Origin of the sequence: Mesobacillus stamsii (assembly GCF_030814065.1) — a bacterium.
Classification (GTDB): Bacteria; Bacillota; Bacilli; order Bacillales; family Cytobacillaceae; genus Mesobacillus; species Mesobacillus stamsii.
In genome coordinates this window covers 1-13,562 of record NZ_JAUSUN010000016.1, presented here as the reverse complement: position 1 = coordinate 13,562, position 13,562 = coordinate 1, and the positions used below count along the sequence as shown (strand labels likewise).

Annotated in this window: 17 protein-coding genes and 1 pseudogene; 2 read left to right on the top strand and 16 right to left on the bottom strand. The window is 42.4% G+C overall.

The features are described from left to right. Positions 1-12: 12 nt before the first annotated feature. Together J2S25_RS12875 and J2S25_RS12870 are read right to left on the bottom strand one after the other, a co-directional pair. Complete coding sequence (locus tag J2S25_RS12875) at positions 13-423, bottom strand: deoxycytidylate deaminase (protein ID WP_044393578.1); 411 nt, start codon at positions 421-423, stop codon at positions 13-15. A gap of 98 nt (positions 424-521) precedes the next feature. After that, positions 522-1,130 carry a helix-hairpin-helix domain-containing protein gene (locus J2S25_RS12870; RefSeq protein ID WP_044393577.1) on the bottom strand — a complete coding sequence of 203 codons (609 nt, stop codon included), beginning with the start codon at positions 1,128-1,130 and terminating at the stop codon, positions 522-524. A 90-nt stretch (positions 1,131-1,220) separates the two neighbouring features. Between J2S25_RS12870 and comER the strand changes: the two genes are divergently transcribed. Beyond that, positions 1,221-2,042, top strand: coding sequence for a late competence protein ComER (gene comER / locus J2S25_RS12865; RefSeq protein WP_044393576.1), 822 nt, complete (start codon positions 1,221-1,223; stop codon positions 2,040-2,042). Positions 2,043-2,148: 106 nt separating this feature from the next. On the opposite strand, the gene J2S25_RS12860 is transcribed toward comER, so the two are convergent. From J2S25_RS12860 to J2S25_RS12825, 8 genes and pseudogenes are all read right to left on the bottom strand, one after another. Next, entirely contained in the window at positions 2,149-2,898 is a 750-nt protein-coding gene (locus J2S25_RS12860) for a class I SAM-dependent DNA methyltransferase (RefSeq protein WP_044393575.1), read from the bottom strand. Beyond that, complete coding sequence (gene rsfS / locus J2S25_RS12855) at positions 2,898-3,251, bottom strand: ribosome silencing factor (RefSeq protein WP_044393573.1); 354 nt, start codon at positions 3,249-3,251, stop codon at positions 2,898-2,900. Before rsfS ends, J2S25_RS12860 begins: the two co-directional genes overlap by 1 nt. Beyond that, the gene (gene yqeK / locus J2S25_RS12850; protein ID WP_431305968.1) at positions 3,252-3,797 is read right to left on the bottom strand and encodes a bis(5'-nucleosyl)-tetraphosphatase (symmetrical) YqeK; all 546 of its coding nucleotides are present in this window, start codon (positions 3,795-3,797) and stop codon (positions 3,252-3,254) included. After that, positions 3,775-4,380: pseudogene (locus J2S25_RS12845) on the bottom strand (nicotinate-nucleotide adenylyltransferase). The gene yqeK and the pseudogene J2S25_RS12845 overlap by 23 nt, the downstream one beginning before the upstream one ends. A 19-nt stretch (positions 4,381-4,399) precedes the next feature. Next, positions 4,400-4,693, bottom strand: coding sequence for a ribosome assembly RNA-binding protein YhbY (gene yhbY / locus J2S25_RS12840; protein ID WP_044393567.1), 294 nt, complete (start codon positions 4,691-4,693; stop codon positions 4,400-4,402). Between the two features lie 3 nt (positions 4,694-4,696). Next, positions 4,697-5,527: a shikimate dehydrogenase gene (gene aroE, locus J2S25_RS12835; RefSeq protein ID WP_044393587.1), complete on the bottom strand. Its 831-nt coding sequence runs from the start codon at positions 5,525-5,527 to the stop codon at positions 4,697-4,699. Between the two features lie 43 nt (positions 5,528-5,570). After that, positions 5,571-6,674: a ribosome biogenesis GTPase YqeH gene (gene yqeH, locus J2S25_RS12830; protein WP_307192101.1), complete on the bottom strand. Its 1,104-nt coding sequence runs from the start codon at positions 6,672-6,674 to the stop codon at positions 5,571-5,573. A gap of 2 nt (positions 6,675-6,676) precedes the next feature. Continuing rightward, positions 6,677-7,192 carry a YqeG family HAD IIIA-type phosphatase gene (locus tag J2S25_RS12825; protein WP_044393563.1) on the bottom strand — a complete coding sequence of 172 codons (516 nt, stop codon included), beginning with the start codon at positions 7,190-7,192 and terminating at the stop codon, positions 6,677-6,679. A gap of 400 nt (positions 7,193-7,592) precedes the next feature. On the opposite strand from J2S25_RS12825, the gene J2S25_RS12820 reads away from it, so the two are divergent. Then, a complete protein-coding gene (locus J2S25_RS12820; protein ID WP_044393561.1) occupies positions 7,593-7,733 on the top strand; it encodes a sporulation histidine kinase inhibitor Sda in 141 nt (46 codons plus the stop codon). A gap of 80 nt (positions 7,734-7,813) precedes the next feature. On the opposite strand, the gene J2S25_RS12815 is transcribed toward J2S25_RS12820, so the two are convergent. From J2S25_RS12815 to J2S25_RS12790, 6 genes are all read right to left on the bottom strand, one after another. Continuing rightward, entirely contained in the window at positions 7,814-8,602 is a 789-nt protein-coding gene (locus J2S25_RS12815) for a phosphatidylserine decarboxylase (RefSeq protein ID WP_044393559.1), read from the bottom strand. Between the two features lie 213 nt (positions 8,603-8,815). Continuing rightward, positions 8,816-10,594 (bottom strand): M3 family oligoendopeptidase, encoded by a 1,779-nt coding sequence (locus J2S25_RS12810; RefSeq protein WP_307192100.1) that lies wholly within the window; start codon positions 10,592-10,594, stop codon positions 8,816-8,818. A gap of 114 nt (positions 10,595-10,708) precedes the next feature. Beyond that, positions 10,709-11,269 (bottom strand): helical membrane plugin domain-containing protein, encoded by a 561-nt coding sequence (locus tag J2S25_RS12805; RefSeq protein ID WP_052807007.1) that lies wholly within the window; start codon positions 11,267-11,269, stop codon positions 10,709-10,711. Between the two features lie 14 nt (positions 11,270-11,283). Further along, entirely contained in the window at positions 11,284-12,420 is a 1,137-nt protein-coding gene (locus J2S25_RS12800; protein WP_044393554.1) for an NAD(P)/FAD-dependent oxidoreductase, read from the bottom strand. A gap of 111 nt (positions 12,421-12,531) precedes the next feature. Next, positions 12,532-12,771, bottom strand: a complete 240-nt coding sequence (locus tag J2S25_RS12795) for a sulfurtransferase TusA family protein (protein ID WP_044393552.1) — start codon at positions 12,769-12,771, stop codon at positions 12,532-12,534. Between the two features lie 114 nt (positions 12,772-12,885). Beyond that, positions 12,886-13,287: a DsrE/DsrF/DrsH-like family protein gene (locus tag J2S25_RS12790; RefSeq protein ID WP_044393550.1), complete on the bottom strand. Its 402-nt coding sequence runs from the start codon at positions 13,285-13,287 to the stop codon at positions 12,886-12,888. Between the last annotated feature and the right edge of the window lie 275 nt (positions 13,288-13,562).

Sequence of the window (13,562 nt, the reverse complement as noted above, 5' to 3'; positions counted from 1 at the left end):
CCTTTTGATTTATTAAGGCAAATGGACAACCTCTACATCCCTTAGGAAAAGATCATTGTATTTATTAGGATAGGCAAATTTATAAACAATCCTCGAAATCCCAGATTGTGCTAGCGTCTTGGAGCATTTTTCGCAAGGTTCATGCGTAACGAACGCCGTTGCTCCTTTTAGCATTCCTCTTTCCGCATGGAGAACCGCATTTTCCTCTGCGTGCAGCGTCCTAATGCACCGCCCCTGTTCGTTAATTAGGCAGCCGACATCCTCGCAGTGGTCATGACCATGTATCGATCCATTGTAACCGGTGGAAACGATATGCTTGTCCTTGACAATGACGCAGCCGACATGCAACCTTGGGCAGGTAGACCGTGTGCCAACTTCTTCGGCAATATCCAAAAAATATTCATCCCAACTCTTTCGCTCCATTCCGTATTCCCCCTTTCGTTTACTCCGTATATTGTTTATGCCAACCTATATATCCCTCATTTTACGTCTTTGGTCACAAGAGTTCAATTTCCACTCTGCTATTTTACCAAAATCAGGTCTTTTAGTTTTTCAAAAGTTTTTTCACCAATTCCGCTGATCTCCTTTAAATCTTCAATCGTTTTAAACGGTCCGTTTGTTTTACGGTACTCGATGATCGCTTCCGCCTTTGCCGGACCAATCCCCGGCAGTGTTTCTAGTTCTGCTGATTCTGCAGAATTCAGATCCACGCTTCCCTTAGACGCCTCCCCGGCTTCCTGTACAGGTAAAGATGCAGGAGCTTCTTCTCCGATGCGCGGCACATAAATGGACATTTCATCCTGCACATACATCGCAAAATTAATTGCAGCTGCGTCTGCCTCTTTTTTAAGCCCACCGGCCAATTCAATCAAATCAATTACCCTTCCGCCCTCTTTTATCTCATACACGCCAGGCTGAGTAACTGCCCCCTTTATTTCTGCCATCATGATGATTGGTTTCTCCTCAACAACTTCGTCTTTCTTAGCGTTCCAATCTTCCACCATTCCGAGGGATTCAGGATTTTTTTCCGTCAGCACCACATCTCCTTTATTTAGGGAGGAATAAAGAAAAAATACCAAAACAGCAATCCCTGCAAATACGATGATTTTGTTTTCCTTGATCCATTCCAAGTAGCATCAACACCTTTCTTTCATGACATAAAATAGAAATGAAAATCATATGAATATAGGAGAATAAACTGTACGAAGGAGGGAAGGGTTATGAAAATAGGGATAATAGGCACAGGGAATATGGGGAGAATACTCGCTGAAGCTCTCATTGACGGGAACGCCGTTTCTCCTTCTTCCATGATGATTACAAATAGGACATTGTCAAAAGCTTTAGAGATTCAAAACAGATATCCAGACTTAACACTTGGAAGGAATGCGACAGAAGTTGCCGAAAACGCGGATGCGATTTTCCTATGTGTGAAGCCCCATGATGTTTTAGGCGTCCTCGAAACCATCAATCCTGTACTTAGCAGAAATAAATGCGTAATCTCCATAACCAGCCCAATCAGTGTCAACCAAATTGAAAGCAAAGTGGATTGTTCTGTGATGAGAATCATTCCAAGCATTACAAACAGGGCACTTGCAGGAGTTTCCCTTTTCTCGTTTGGAGCTCGATGTACGATGGAATGGAGGGAAACCCTATTTACTCTTTTCAAAAAAATATCTGTCCCGCTGGAAATAGAAGAGGAGATCACAAGAGTAGCATCCGATATTGTCAGCTGTGGCCCAGCTTTCTTTAGTCACCTTGTCCAGAGCTTTATCAATGGAGCTGTCAAAGAAACGGAAATTGATCAAAATACTGCCACCAAACTAACAAGCGAGATGTTAATTGGTTTAGGTGAACTTTTGAGTCAAAATCATTATACATTACAATCTTTGCAGGAAAAGGTTTGCGTACTAGGCGGCATAACAGGAGAAGGGATCAAAGTGCTGGATCGTGAAACGGGAGATATGTTTCAACAGGTCTTCCGGGCGACACAGAAAAAATATGAAACAGAATTGGAAAGAATAAAGGAGCAATTCGGTCTCTAAAAATTTTCGCCATTTAACATGAAAATCCTCTCTAAAAATTGTGACAAAAAAAGTACAAAAAAGTCTCCCGTCAAACGGGAGACTTTTTCTGCATGGGGGATAAACCCTATTTAGATTTGATCATCGCAAAAAATAATCGTTCAGCTGTGGACTCAGGAGCCTGGAGGGAATAATCTCCGGAAATTTCCATATTATCAAAGCCTGTCTGCTTCAGCAACTCTACGTATTTTGTTTCTGGATAGGTACGCTGGCGATGTACTTCATCGACACGATCATATTTTCCGCTTTTTTCGTCGAGCACAAAAAACGTCAGTTCATGTTCCACACTATGCGGTTCGTCGCCCTTAAAGGCGTTCCATATATAGGTGATTTCTTCCTCATCCCAAGTAAATGTTGCATCCGCAAAAACATCGTCCATTTTATAAAGGGAATGGACATCAAAAATAAACAAGCCTCCCTGTTTCAATAGACGGTATACCCCTTCAAATGTCTGCTTGACTGCCAGTTCATTCTCTAAATAATTTAGAGAATCGCAATAGATGCCGATGATATCAAACTCACCTAAATCATCTAGTTCTGTCATATCCTGCTGGAAGAATTGGATAGGCAAAGATCGTGTCTGTGCCTTCCTTTGGGCAACGGAAAGCATATCGTCAGACAAGTCTGCTCCGGTCACTTCGTATCCTTTTTGTGCAAATCTAACGGATAGTTCGCCGGTTCCACATGCAAGATCAAGCAGCCTCGTTCCCTCTACTTGAAATTTCTGCTTATAGGCTTCGGTAAGGTTCACCCAGTTGTCATAGGGAACGTCCTTCATAAGCTCATCATACAAATAAGCAAATCGTTCGTATGACATTAATACAGCTCACTTTGTACGTTTTCGATTGGCGCATCTCCCCAAAGTCGTTCTAAATTATAATAGCTTCTTTCTTCCTTATGGAAGACATGAACAACCACATCGCCAATATCAATTAGAACCCATCTTGCTTCATCGAACCCTTCCATTCTCTTTACCGTATTCCCTTGTTCTTCTGCCTTTTCCCTGACTTCACGGGCTATTGCCTGCACTTGCTTATCTGAATTTCCGTGGCAGATTATGAAGTAATCGGCAATCAGTGAGATCCCTCTCATATTCAATACCATGATATCTTCTGCTCTTTTATCATCAGCCGCTTTGACAGCTGTCATTAATAATTGTCGATCGTTCATTCAATCACCCTCCTTATTTTTTACCAAGCTGTTGTATGCGTGAAACGTATCTGGAAAGACTGGCTGATTTTTTTTCATAAGAAACTGGATCGTATTTTTCATGGACTGGATCAGCGCCGCATCCAAATCATTTCCTGCCATCTCCCTTATCTCCTCTACACCTGGAAAATGACGACCTGGCTCAATATAATCAGCCAGATAAATGATTTTATCAAGGAGGGTCATGCCCACCCTGCCAGAAGTGTGGAAACGGATGGCATCAAGGATTTCTCCATCTTGAATGCCTGCTTCCTTTTCAGCTAGAAAGGCTCCTACCGGTGCATGCCAAAGCTCGCTGTTGAACTCCAGCAGGATTGCTGGCATCTTTTGTTCCTTAATGATCTGCCTCATTTCATCCTTTGGCCTGAATTTGGCATAATCATGGAAAATGGCTGCCAATTCCGCTTTCTTGCCATCTGCACCGTACTTCTCAGCCAGTCTGATGGCAGTCTCCATCACTCCAAGTGTATGCAGATAGCGATGCTCAGTCAGTTGCGGCCTCACCATCTGAAGTGCTTGTTCACGCTCCATATAAACCATGCTCCTCTATATAAATCCTTACAGATTCCGGCAGCAAATAGCGAGTGCTTCTGCCTGCCTTCACTCTTTCTCTAATCATTCTTGAAGAGATATCCATTTGCGGTGTTTCAGCAAAAAGAATATCATAATTTGTTTCCATCGAGTAAGAGGGCCTGCTTACCCCGACAAACTTGACCATCTTTAGCAACTCATCAATCTTACGCCATTTAGGCAAATACTCCACCATGTCGCCGCCAATAATAAAATAGAAATCAATGTCTTTATTGTTATCTTTCAGTATTTTCATCGTTTCATACGTATAGGAAGGGCCACTTCTGTCAAGTTCCTTTGTTTCCAGCCTGAATTTGTGGTTATCAGCAATCGCAAGCTCAATCATCCTTAATCTGTCAGAATTGCTGATCGGCAAGTCGACTATTTTATGCGGCGGAACCTGATTGGGCATGAACCATATCTCATCGAGCCCATACGTTTGAAGCACCTCATTCGCGATAACCAAATGTCCAGTGTGCGGCGGATTAAAGGTACCGCCGAGAATGCCAACCTTCTTCAATCCGGCACCTCCCTGTTTTTTATCTTGGAAGAACGATTTGCTTATTTTCGCGTGACTCTTTATATAAAACGATGGTATTGCCAATTACCTGCACAAGTTCAGCTTTTGCTCCGCGGGAAAGCTGCTCTGCTACGGTATCTCTATCCTGATCACAATTCTTTAGGATGCTCACCTTGATCAACTCTCTCGCTTCCAGAACTTCTGCGATTTGCTTGACCATGTTTTCATTTACCCCTCCTTTGCCAACTTGAAAAATGGGAGTAAGATGATGGGCATTTGATCTTAAAAAACTTTTTTGCTTACCTGTTAACATATGTTAACCTCCTAAATTTCTTAAAACATTCCTTCTCATTGTCTCGGTGTCTGGAAAAATCCCGGTCCATTTCTCGAAAGCAAGTGCTCCCTGAAAAACAAACATTCCGACGCCATTTTGAATTTTTGCTCCTTTTTTTGAAGCTTCTTCTAAAAACTTTGTTTTCAGAGGGTTATAAATGATATCACTGACAATTGTGCCCTGAGAAAGCTGGTCAAGCGAAAGCGGCAAACCCTCTAGATTAGGGAACATTCCAATCGAAGTGGTCTGGACGATCAATTGATATTCATGCAGTGACTTTTCAGCTGTTTCTCTGTCAAGCACCTTTGAGCGAACCTTGAATGGGCAGGTACGAACCAATTCCTCGGCCCTATCAGCTGTCCGGTTGTATAGGTCGATTTGCTTGATTCCTGCCTGGGCCATGGAGAAATAGATCGCTCTCGAAGCCCCACCAGCACCAATTATCAAAGCTGACCTTGAACCAAGATCAGCACCCATGGATTCAAGCCCTTTGACAAAGCCAGGGCCGTCCGTATTGTAACCTGTCAAACAGCCGTTCTCATTTTGGACTGTATTGACAGCTCCGATTGCTTTTGCCAAAGGATCAATTTGATCGAGAAAGTCCATGATAGTTGTTTTATGAGGAATTGTCACATTGAAGCCACTAACACCCAATGCTTTCAACCCTTTTACTGCCGCCTCAAGATTTTGTTTGCTGACATGAAATGGCAGGTAGACTGCATCGATTCCATAAAAGTCAAATAGATTATTATGCATCTCAGGAGACATTGAATGCCCAATTGGATCCCCGATGACGCCGAACAATTTTTTCATTTTTCTTCCGCTCTTTCCTTCCAAGTTTAGATTGCCAGCTAGTTTAAATCAGCGACCTTCTGAGCATCACATGAACCCCTTTAGGAACAAATGCGGCAATTATCGCACCTACATCATTCACTGTTACCCAGCCAAGCCCGGAAAAAACAACATCCGTTTTGGCTTCCTTAATCGTGAATTCATGGCGGACAAGCTCTGGAAATGTATCCATCTGCTCCCGCCGTGGCGGAGTCAACATTTCACCTGCATGGTTCTTATACAGCTCGTCTGCATTCTCAAGCTTAGTTCGATGGATATTGATTTCATTCGGAATATAACAAGGAAACGATCTTCTGCCGCCTGATAGATAGTCAAAACGGGCAAGGCCACCGAAAAATAAGGTCTGCTGTTCGTTCAGCTGATACACCTTGGGCTTGATTTCCTTTTTAGGTGTAATATATTTCAAATCGCGCTTATCTACATAATGGGCCATCTGGTGATGATTGATGATTCCAGGAGTATCGACAATTGCTTTTCCATCTTCAAGCGGAATTTCAATCATGTCAAGAGTTGTTCCTGGAAAATGGGAAGTTGTAATGATATCCCCTTCACCAGTCACTTCCTTGATGATTCTATTGATGAAAGTGGACTTCCCGACATTTGTGCAACCAACAATATAGACATCCTTGCCATTGCGATATTCATCGATTGCCGCTGAAGCTTCTTTGATATGATGCCCTTTTGCGGCACTCACAAGGAAGACGTCAATTGGATTTAGTCCCAGTTCCCTTGATTCCTTTTTCATCCAGTCGATCAGTTTTCGCTGCTTGACCGATTTCGGCACAAGGTCAGCCTTGTTCCCAATCAATAATACCGGATTTTTTCCGGCAAACCGTTGAATACCAGGCAGCCAGCTGCCATTGAAATCAAAAATATCGACAATCTTGACAATCAGTGCATCCTTGTTTCCAAGTTCATTCAAGATTTTTAAAAAATCATCGTCCGTTAGACTGACATCCTGAATTTCGTTATAGTTTTTTAAACGAAAACATCTCTGGCAGACAGCAACTTCCTTCTCCAGTGAGGAAGCAGGGGCAAAACCCAGTTCTTCGGGATTTTCAGTTTGGATTTTCACACCACAGCCGGTACAGATCAATTGCTCATTCAAATTTAGTCCTCCCAATTCAGCTTTCCTTGTTTCCTAAACCAATTTAAAATCCTTCTTTCCACTTTCCGGTTGAATCGGGTCACAAATCCATCTGTCTGGGCAACCGGAATGACGAGAATGGTGTGGAATCCGCTCCTATTCCCGCCAAGGACATCCGTTAGCAGCTGATCGCCAATCACAACCGTTTCTTCTTTTCGCAAGCCCATTTGCTTGAGCGCCCTATTGAATGCCCTGGTCATTGGCTTTCTCGCTTGAAAAATAAATGGGATTTGAAGCGGGTCAGAGAAAGCTTTGACTCTTTGCTCATTATTATTTGAAACAATCGTTATGAGTATTTCATTTCTTCTCATATTATCAAACCACTCGATTAGCTTAGGGCTCGCAGTGGGCTGATCCCATTCTACGAGGGTATTGTCCAAATCTGTTATGATTCCTTTGACACCTTTCTCCCTTAGCCCATCAGGATCAATTTCAAATATATTTTTCACATGCTGGTCAGGTAAAAAATGCTTTAGCAATTTTAACACCTCATTAAGTAAATTCCGATCACATCGTTAACATCATACCTAATTTTAGCAACGTATTCAAAACAAACATACAAACCTCAAAGCCAATTGATGATAAAAAATGACAACAACCGGCATTTTTTGGTTTTTTTCATAGAATTCCAAAAAACTTTTCGACAAAATTCAGCGATTTTCAATCCTGTGGATAACCTTATGCACAATATACACATTGATTTTATTACGAATATCGAGTTTATAAACAAGTTAATCACAGGTTACCCACCGATGATTGTGGATAACCAGAACGGTTGTTCTGCAAGTTTCTATCTGCTAGAGTAAGGGTAGAAACGAACAACCTACAATTATATGCAGTCAAAATCTGATTTAGAAGCTTTTGGGGGTGAATGACTGAATGCGCAAGCTATCGGACGACCTATTGATTGAATCCTATTTCAAAGCAAGAGAATTGAACCTTAGCAATGAGTTTATCCATTTAATAGAAACGGAAATCCACCGACGGTCTTTGTCCAACCGAATCAAAGTTTCTTCTTAACAGCCCAAAAAGGGCTTTTCTTTTTGGAATTACATTCATATGCAAAGTCAAAGACACAGATTCATCCTGTGCCTGTCAGGTCACTCTTGTCCAACGAGGGTACCGATTTTTTCGCCATATTTAATCGGATATGGCAGAGTAATGTTTGGCAGCAAGTTCACAGTTCCTTTTTCAAACAGGAGTACCACAGTCGAGCCGAAGGTAAAATACGCCATACGCTCGCCTTTCTTAAGACTTGTTCCAGTATATGTGGTTTCAATCGAGTTGACGAACATTGCGCCCACCTTTATAACGGCCATCGTGCCAGAATGATGCTTGATTTCCGTTATTTTACGGAAATTCTTGGACAATGGGTTATTTCCATATGTTAGCCCTAGCTTGTTTACTGGGTAGGACTTCCTTCCTAGCGTCCACTGATTAATGACATCGCCTGCAACTGGGCTGTGAATTTGGTGGTAATGACTTGGACTAAGGTAAAAAATCATATATTTGCCTTGTTCATAGCGGGCCATTGCTTCCTCATTCCCGAGCATCTCAGAGATCGAATACACCTTCCCTTTTACGGTAATCGTTTTAGCCGCGGAAATTTCCCCAATATCTTCAATGATTGAATCTACAGGACTGACAATTGACAAAGGCTCTTCTTCGATCGTTCTTGATCCTGGTTTCAGATTCCTAATAAAAAAGTGATGCAGACTCTCATACTCTTCAAGCGGTTTTTCCATTTCGTCTTGACTAATCCCGTAAATTTTTGCAAACGAAGGGATGATTATTTTGCTGCTCTTTGAATTTGCGAATTTATGCAGCATGGCCGACGTCCATTTTCCATTCGTCAATTCAATAAGCAGGCGATAGATAGACTGAAGCAAGGAACATACCTCCGATTATGTGATTGGGTTAAAGCGCCAAAAAAGAAATTTTTAAGAAAATGCATATTTTGCTTAGAACTATATAGTATTATATAATGTCCTATTGTGCTAGTTCTTTTCGGTAAAGATCTTTTTATAAATCTGTTTTAAGAAAAGGGAAACCCCATCCTAAAAAAGGCTGGGGTTTCGTTTGTTTGCAACTAATGCAAAAATCTATTCTGTCAAAGCCAAGAATTCCTCTACATCCTCGACGCACATGCGAACCGCTTTTTCCCAGAAATCCTTTTCCGTGAGGTCGACATTCAGGTGTTTCTGGGCGAGTTCCTCAACGGTCATTGATGCCGAATCCTTCAAAATGGCAATATACTTTTTTTCGTATCCTTTACCTGACTCCAGGGCCATCGCATAAATGCCAACAGAGAATAAATAGCCGAATGTATATGGAAAGTTATAGAACGGCACTCCCGTTATAAAGAAATGCAGCTTGGACGCCCAAAACAGCGGGTGATACTCTTCGAGTGCACCAGCATATGCTTCTTCTTGTGCGTGTTTCATCAATTCTGCTAATCTTTCCGGACTGACTACTCCCTGTTTTCGCTCTTCGTAGAACTGGGTTTCAAACAGAAATCTGGCATGAATATTCATCAAGAGTGCAATGGAACGCTGAATCTTATCCTCCAATAAACCAAGCTTTTCTTCCTTGGTTTGCGCATTTTTCACAGCCGCGTCCGAAACAATCATTTCAGCAAAGGTAGACGCAGTTTCTGCAACATTCATCGCATAATTTCGGTTCAGCAGATGCAGATCCCTCATTGCGTATGTGTGGAAACCATGTCCAAGTTCATGTGCCAATGTAGAGACATTGGCTGGCGAACCGGAGTAGGTCATGAAGATCCTTGATTGACTGGATTCAGGAAAGAACGTATGAAAGCCGCCAGGTGCTTTGCCTGGCCGATCCTCCGCTTCAATCCAATGATCCTCAAATGCTTTTTTTGCAAAGCGAGCCATTTCTGTGCCAAATTGCGCAAAGTTCTCAACAATAAAATCAGCTCCTTGCTGATAGGACATTTTTGATTCAGCACTGCCAATTGGCGCATCTAAATCATACCAGCTCAGTTTTTCAAGTCCAAGAAGATGAGCTTTTCGATTCAGAAACCGGACAAACGGCTCTTTGTTTTCGGAAATAACCTCCCACATCGCATCGAGTGTTTCACGTTTCATTCGGTTGATATCAAGCGGCTCCTTCAACACATCCTCCCAGCTTCTCAGTTTGTAGACATTCAGGCGGAAGCCAGCGAGATGATTGAGTGTCTTAGCGTAAAAATCCTCTTTTTCTTCCCAGGCTTTTTCCCATGCCTTGAAAATCCCCTTTCGGACTGAACGGTCAGTATCTGACATTTTATTGGCAGCCTGGCCGACGGAAAGGCTTTCCTCTTTATATTGGATTTTTGTAGTTCCGACAAGAAGGTCATACATCTGTCCCCACCCATGGTACCCGTCCACGCTTAAGGCATTTATCACAGATTCCTCTTTTTCCGAAAGCCTTTCCGCCGCCCGTTTTCGTCGCTCAGTAAGCACAAAACGGAGCTCTTTCAACAGTCCATCCTGCAAAAGCCCGTTCCAAACATCAGGAGAAAAACTGGATAGCTTCTGATCGAAAATGGTCAGTGCAGTTTGCAAGGAAGCACTAAGTTCAGTGACCGTCGCTTTCAATTGGCCAGCCTTCTTATCATCTGTGTTCTGTGCGTGCAAACAACTCACAAATGCACCCGCCTGCCTTACTTTTTTCGCCGCTCCTTCAAACCGCTCCACTAGATATTCCAGCTTTGAACTCTGGTTCGGCTGAGCATTTGGTTTCCAATCCGCTACCTCTTGTTTAAATATTGCAATTTCCTCGCTTGCTGCCTTTAGATGATCTGCAAATTCCGGAGAACTGCTTCCCCCTTTAAAAAACACCTCAAGATCCCAAACATCAGAATATGTATTTGTCATTTTTATTCCCCCTCGTATATCTATCCCTTTCATTATAATGCTACTTTTCCAAAATTTCTAATATTTGCATTGTTTTATAAATAGAAAAAGAGAAGGGAATTCCCTTCTCTTTTTCTATTTATTCAATTGCTTTGGCAGGTTCTGCAGGAAGGAAATCATCAAGGTCATTCCTTCTCTTGTTTCTTTTTGTGTAACAGCCTTCATTAGCTGAATGGAGGTCAGAGGCTCTTTGTCTTTTGTTTCCTCCTGAGCATGATGGAACGCTGTTAGCATACCGTCCACCAGGTCGATGGCACCAAGCTGGACGAAGGAATCTGCAAGTTCTACACCTTTGATTGCCTTTTCCACCATATCGGTTACCATTGGTCCTGTCATCGCTCCCTTCATAGCAGCAGCCATATCCGCAAGCTGCATCAGCGATTTCAGCACACCGGTTTCTTCCATGCGTTTTACTTCCATTAAAGTCCGCTCGAGGTTCTCGGCTACTTCAGGCAGGGCCTTTAATAGAGAGAGTGTTTCCGGCTGAAGCAAATCATCGGCCATCTCAATCATCTTGACACCCGTTTCGGCAATTGTCGAGACCATTTCCCCGGTTACTGCCCCCATGGCTGCATCCGTGAAGCCAACAAGCTTATGTTGTTCCGTTTTTTGCAATTGAGGTGTTTCTGTAGCCATCTCAACCACCCCTTCTATAAAATCCCTTTGGCATTTAACCAGTAAAGCTCATTGTATACCGCTTTGAACCAGTGCAGAAGGTCAGAAGTCTCTGCTGGCTGCGGTGGGTTATTGTAGTCGAATGTAATCATGCTGGCATCATCTAGGCTGTTTTCAAGGAAACAAGCCACCTTGCCGTTATATACAGCCGTTTCCGGGCGGCCGGATATTCTGCTGATGATATTGGCAACCAGGGATTCTGATTGATAGTGTGCTGTTGACCCAGCTTTGCTGATTGGCAAGTCGGTTGCATCACCAATTACATAGACATCGTTCTGGCCAGCCATTTTCAATGATGTACGATTTGTTGGAATGAAGCCGGACTCATCGCCAATACCTGAATCAATCACTACTTTCGCGCCAGTATGTGCCGGAATTGTAATCAGCATGTCATATTCGTGTTCCGATCCGTCCATCGTGATCGCAACCTTGCGTTTAGGATCCACTTCTTCGAGATTGAAGAATGTTTCAAATTTGATATCGCGCTTCTCAAACTGTGGCAGTGCCCATTCGGCAACCGGAACCAATGAATGAACACGGCCGATCGGATAGCCGTATTTGATTTCAATTTCCTTGCGTCTGCCATTTTTGCGATAATAGTCATCCAGCATCAATGCCAGTTCAAGTGGAGCAGCTGGGCATTTGTGCGGTACATCGATGGTGATCAGGATTCTGCCCTTTTCCATCACTGCAAGGTCATCACGAAGGCGTTCTGCTCCATCGAGAGTATAGAAGTTATGCGCACCTTCACGCAAACCTGGAACACTGTCAAAGTCAGGATGGGAACCAGTTGCGATGACTAGATAGTCATACTGGTATTGCTTTTTGCCTTTCACCGTTTTCTTCTCTACATCGATTTTCTCGACATCATCATATACAAGATTCACATGTCTGTGGACAAGCGAATCCTGCTTTCTGATAAAATGCTCGGACGGTTTTTCATTAAACGCGATAAAAAGGTATCCTGGCTGATAAGTATGCTTTTCTGTATTGGAAATCAACGTTACTTCGACTTCTTGTTTTTTAATTTCTTCGCCAAGCTGGCGGGCTAACCTGTTTGCAACCATTGTACCCGCGCTTCCTGCTCCAAGAATCACGATTTTTTTTGTCATATTGTCCACCTCTTTACTGGATTCTTTGATCAAGGCTGTTGTTCCTTCTGGACTTTTTTACGGCTTGAACGCTGAAATCACCGTAAAGAGCCTGTGTCTAACAGCGATCAATTATTTTACCTTTTTAACTGCGATCTTGAATTCATCGCCTTCACTTTCGATGTAGGCAATCTCGTGACCCATTTTATTAACCCATTCTGGGATATCCACTGCTGATCCTTTATCAGTGGAAAGGACTTCCACTACATCTCCGACTTTTGCTGTTTTAATTCCTTTTACCAATTCCATTAATGGTCCTGGGCAATATGCTCCTCTTGCATCGATTGATTTAGTTACTAGTACTTCACTCATGATTTTTTCCTCCTGTAAGTTACTGGTTTGTGTTAAAATAAGAAAAGATTTTTTTATATTTGCATAAAGGGGAAAGTGGGAAAGGCCTGCACGCCAAATTCACTTTCCTGGTTTTTACATGGAAATGACTGTTGCTCCCTGAGTCATTCCAAGGAATTTCGTTACCCCGATGATGCCGTCGAATACATCCAGCATATCTTCTTCTTTCCAATCCATGATGTCCATAGCTAAGGCGCATCCGTAAATATTCAATACGCCCATTTCTTTTCCTTCCTGCAGAAGCGAATCAAATAGTGGGATTTTCTTTGCAAGCAGTTCTTTGCCGATTGTGCCGGTCAAAAAGTCTTCGTTTTCGAAGCTGTCCTTGCGGAATGATTTAAGAGCGTTCATTGTCACAAATACATTAACCGTCATTCCTGACATGGATGCTACCGATCCAACAAGAGCCCCAGCATGCAATTTCTCAAGATCTTCTGATACTAAAATAACCGCTAAAGATGGTGTTTGCTGTTCCATAATTTATTTCCTCCTAGTATCTTTTTAAATGAAATTACCTTACAAATGAATTATACCCATACCCCCATATCTATGTCTGTTTCTTTTGTGTGAACATTGTTCGTCTAAAAAGTGACAAAACAACTTGTTCACAGGAATATCTATTGAAAATTAAAAATAAATGGAAAGTAAATATTCCTATTGAACTACCCCCACTTACTGACCTTACGGTCTAGTTGAAGTGGGAGATTCTTGGGAACAGAGCGTACTTGTTGACATATTTCTTTGCCAACAGA

Bases quoted from the DNA above. Each gene is read 5' to 3' on its own strand.
- rsfS (WP_044393573.1), bottom strand. From the start codon at position 3,251: ATGAACGATCGACAATTATTAATGACAGCTGTCAAAGCGGCTGATGAT.
- J2S25_RS12810 (WP_307192100.1), bottom strand. From the start codon at position 10,594: ATGACAAATACATATTCTGATGTTTGGGATCTTGAGGTGTTTTTTAAA.
- J2S25_RS12875 (WP_044393578.1), bottom strand. From the start codon at position 423: ATGGAGCGAAAGAGTTGGGATGAATATTTTTTGGATATTGCCGAAGAA.
- yhbY (WP_044393567.1), bottom strand. From the start codon at position 4,693: ATGTTAACAGGTAAGCAAAAAAGTTTTTTAAGATCAAATGCCCATCAT.
- J2S25_RS12860 (WP_044393575.1), bottom strand. From the start codon at position 2,898: ATGTCATACGAACGATTTGCTTATTTGTATGATGAGCTTATGAAGGAC.
- yqeK (WP_431305968.1), bottom strand. From the start codon at position 3,797: ATGGTGAGGCCGCAACTGACTGAGCATCGCTATCTGCATACACTTGGA.
- J2S25_RS12805 (WP_052807007.1), bottom strand. From the start codon at position 11,269: ATGGCTACAGAAACACCTCAATTGCAAAAAACGGAACAACATAAGCTT.
- aroE (WP_044393587.1), bottom strand. From the start codon at position 5,527: ATGAAAAAATTGTTCGGCGTCATCGGGGATCCAATTGGGCATTCAATG.
- comER (WP_044393576.1), top strand. From the start codon at position 1,221: ATGAAAATAGGGATAATAGGCACAGGGAATATGGGGAGAATACTCGCT.
- J2S25_RS12820 (WP_044393561.1), top strand. From the start codon at position 7,593: ATGCGCAAGCTATCGGACGACCTATTGATTGAATCCTATTTCAAAGCA.
- J2S25_RS12795 (WP_044393552.1), bottom strand. From the start codon at position 12,771: ATGAGTGAAGTACTAGTAACTAAATCAATCGATGCAAGAGGAGCATAT.
- J2S25_RS12800 (WP_044393554.1), bottom strand. From the start codon at position 12,420: ATGACAAAAAAAATCGTGATTCTTGGAGCAGGAAGCGCGGGTACAATG.
- J2S25_RS12790 (WP_044393550.1), bottom strand. From the start codon at position 13,287: ATGGAACAGCAAACACCATCTTTAGCGGTTATTTTAGTATCAGAAGAT.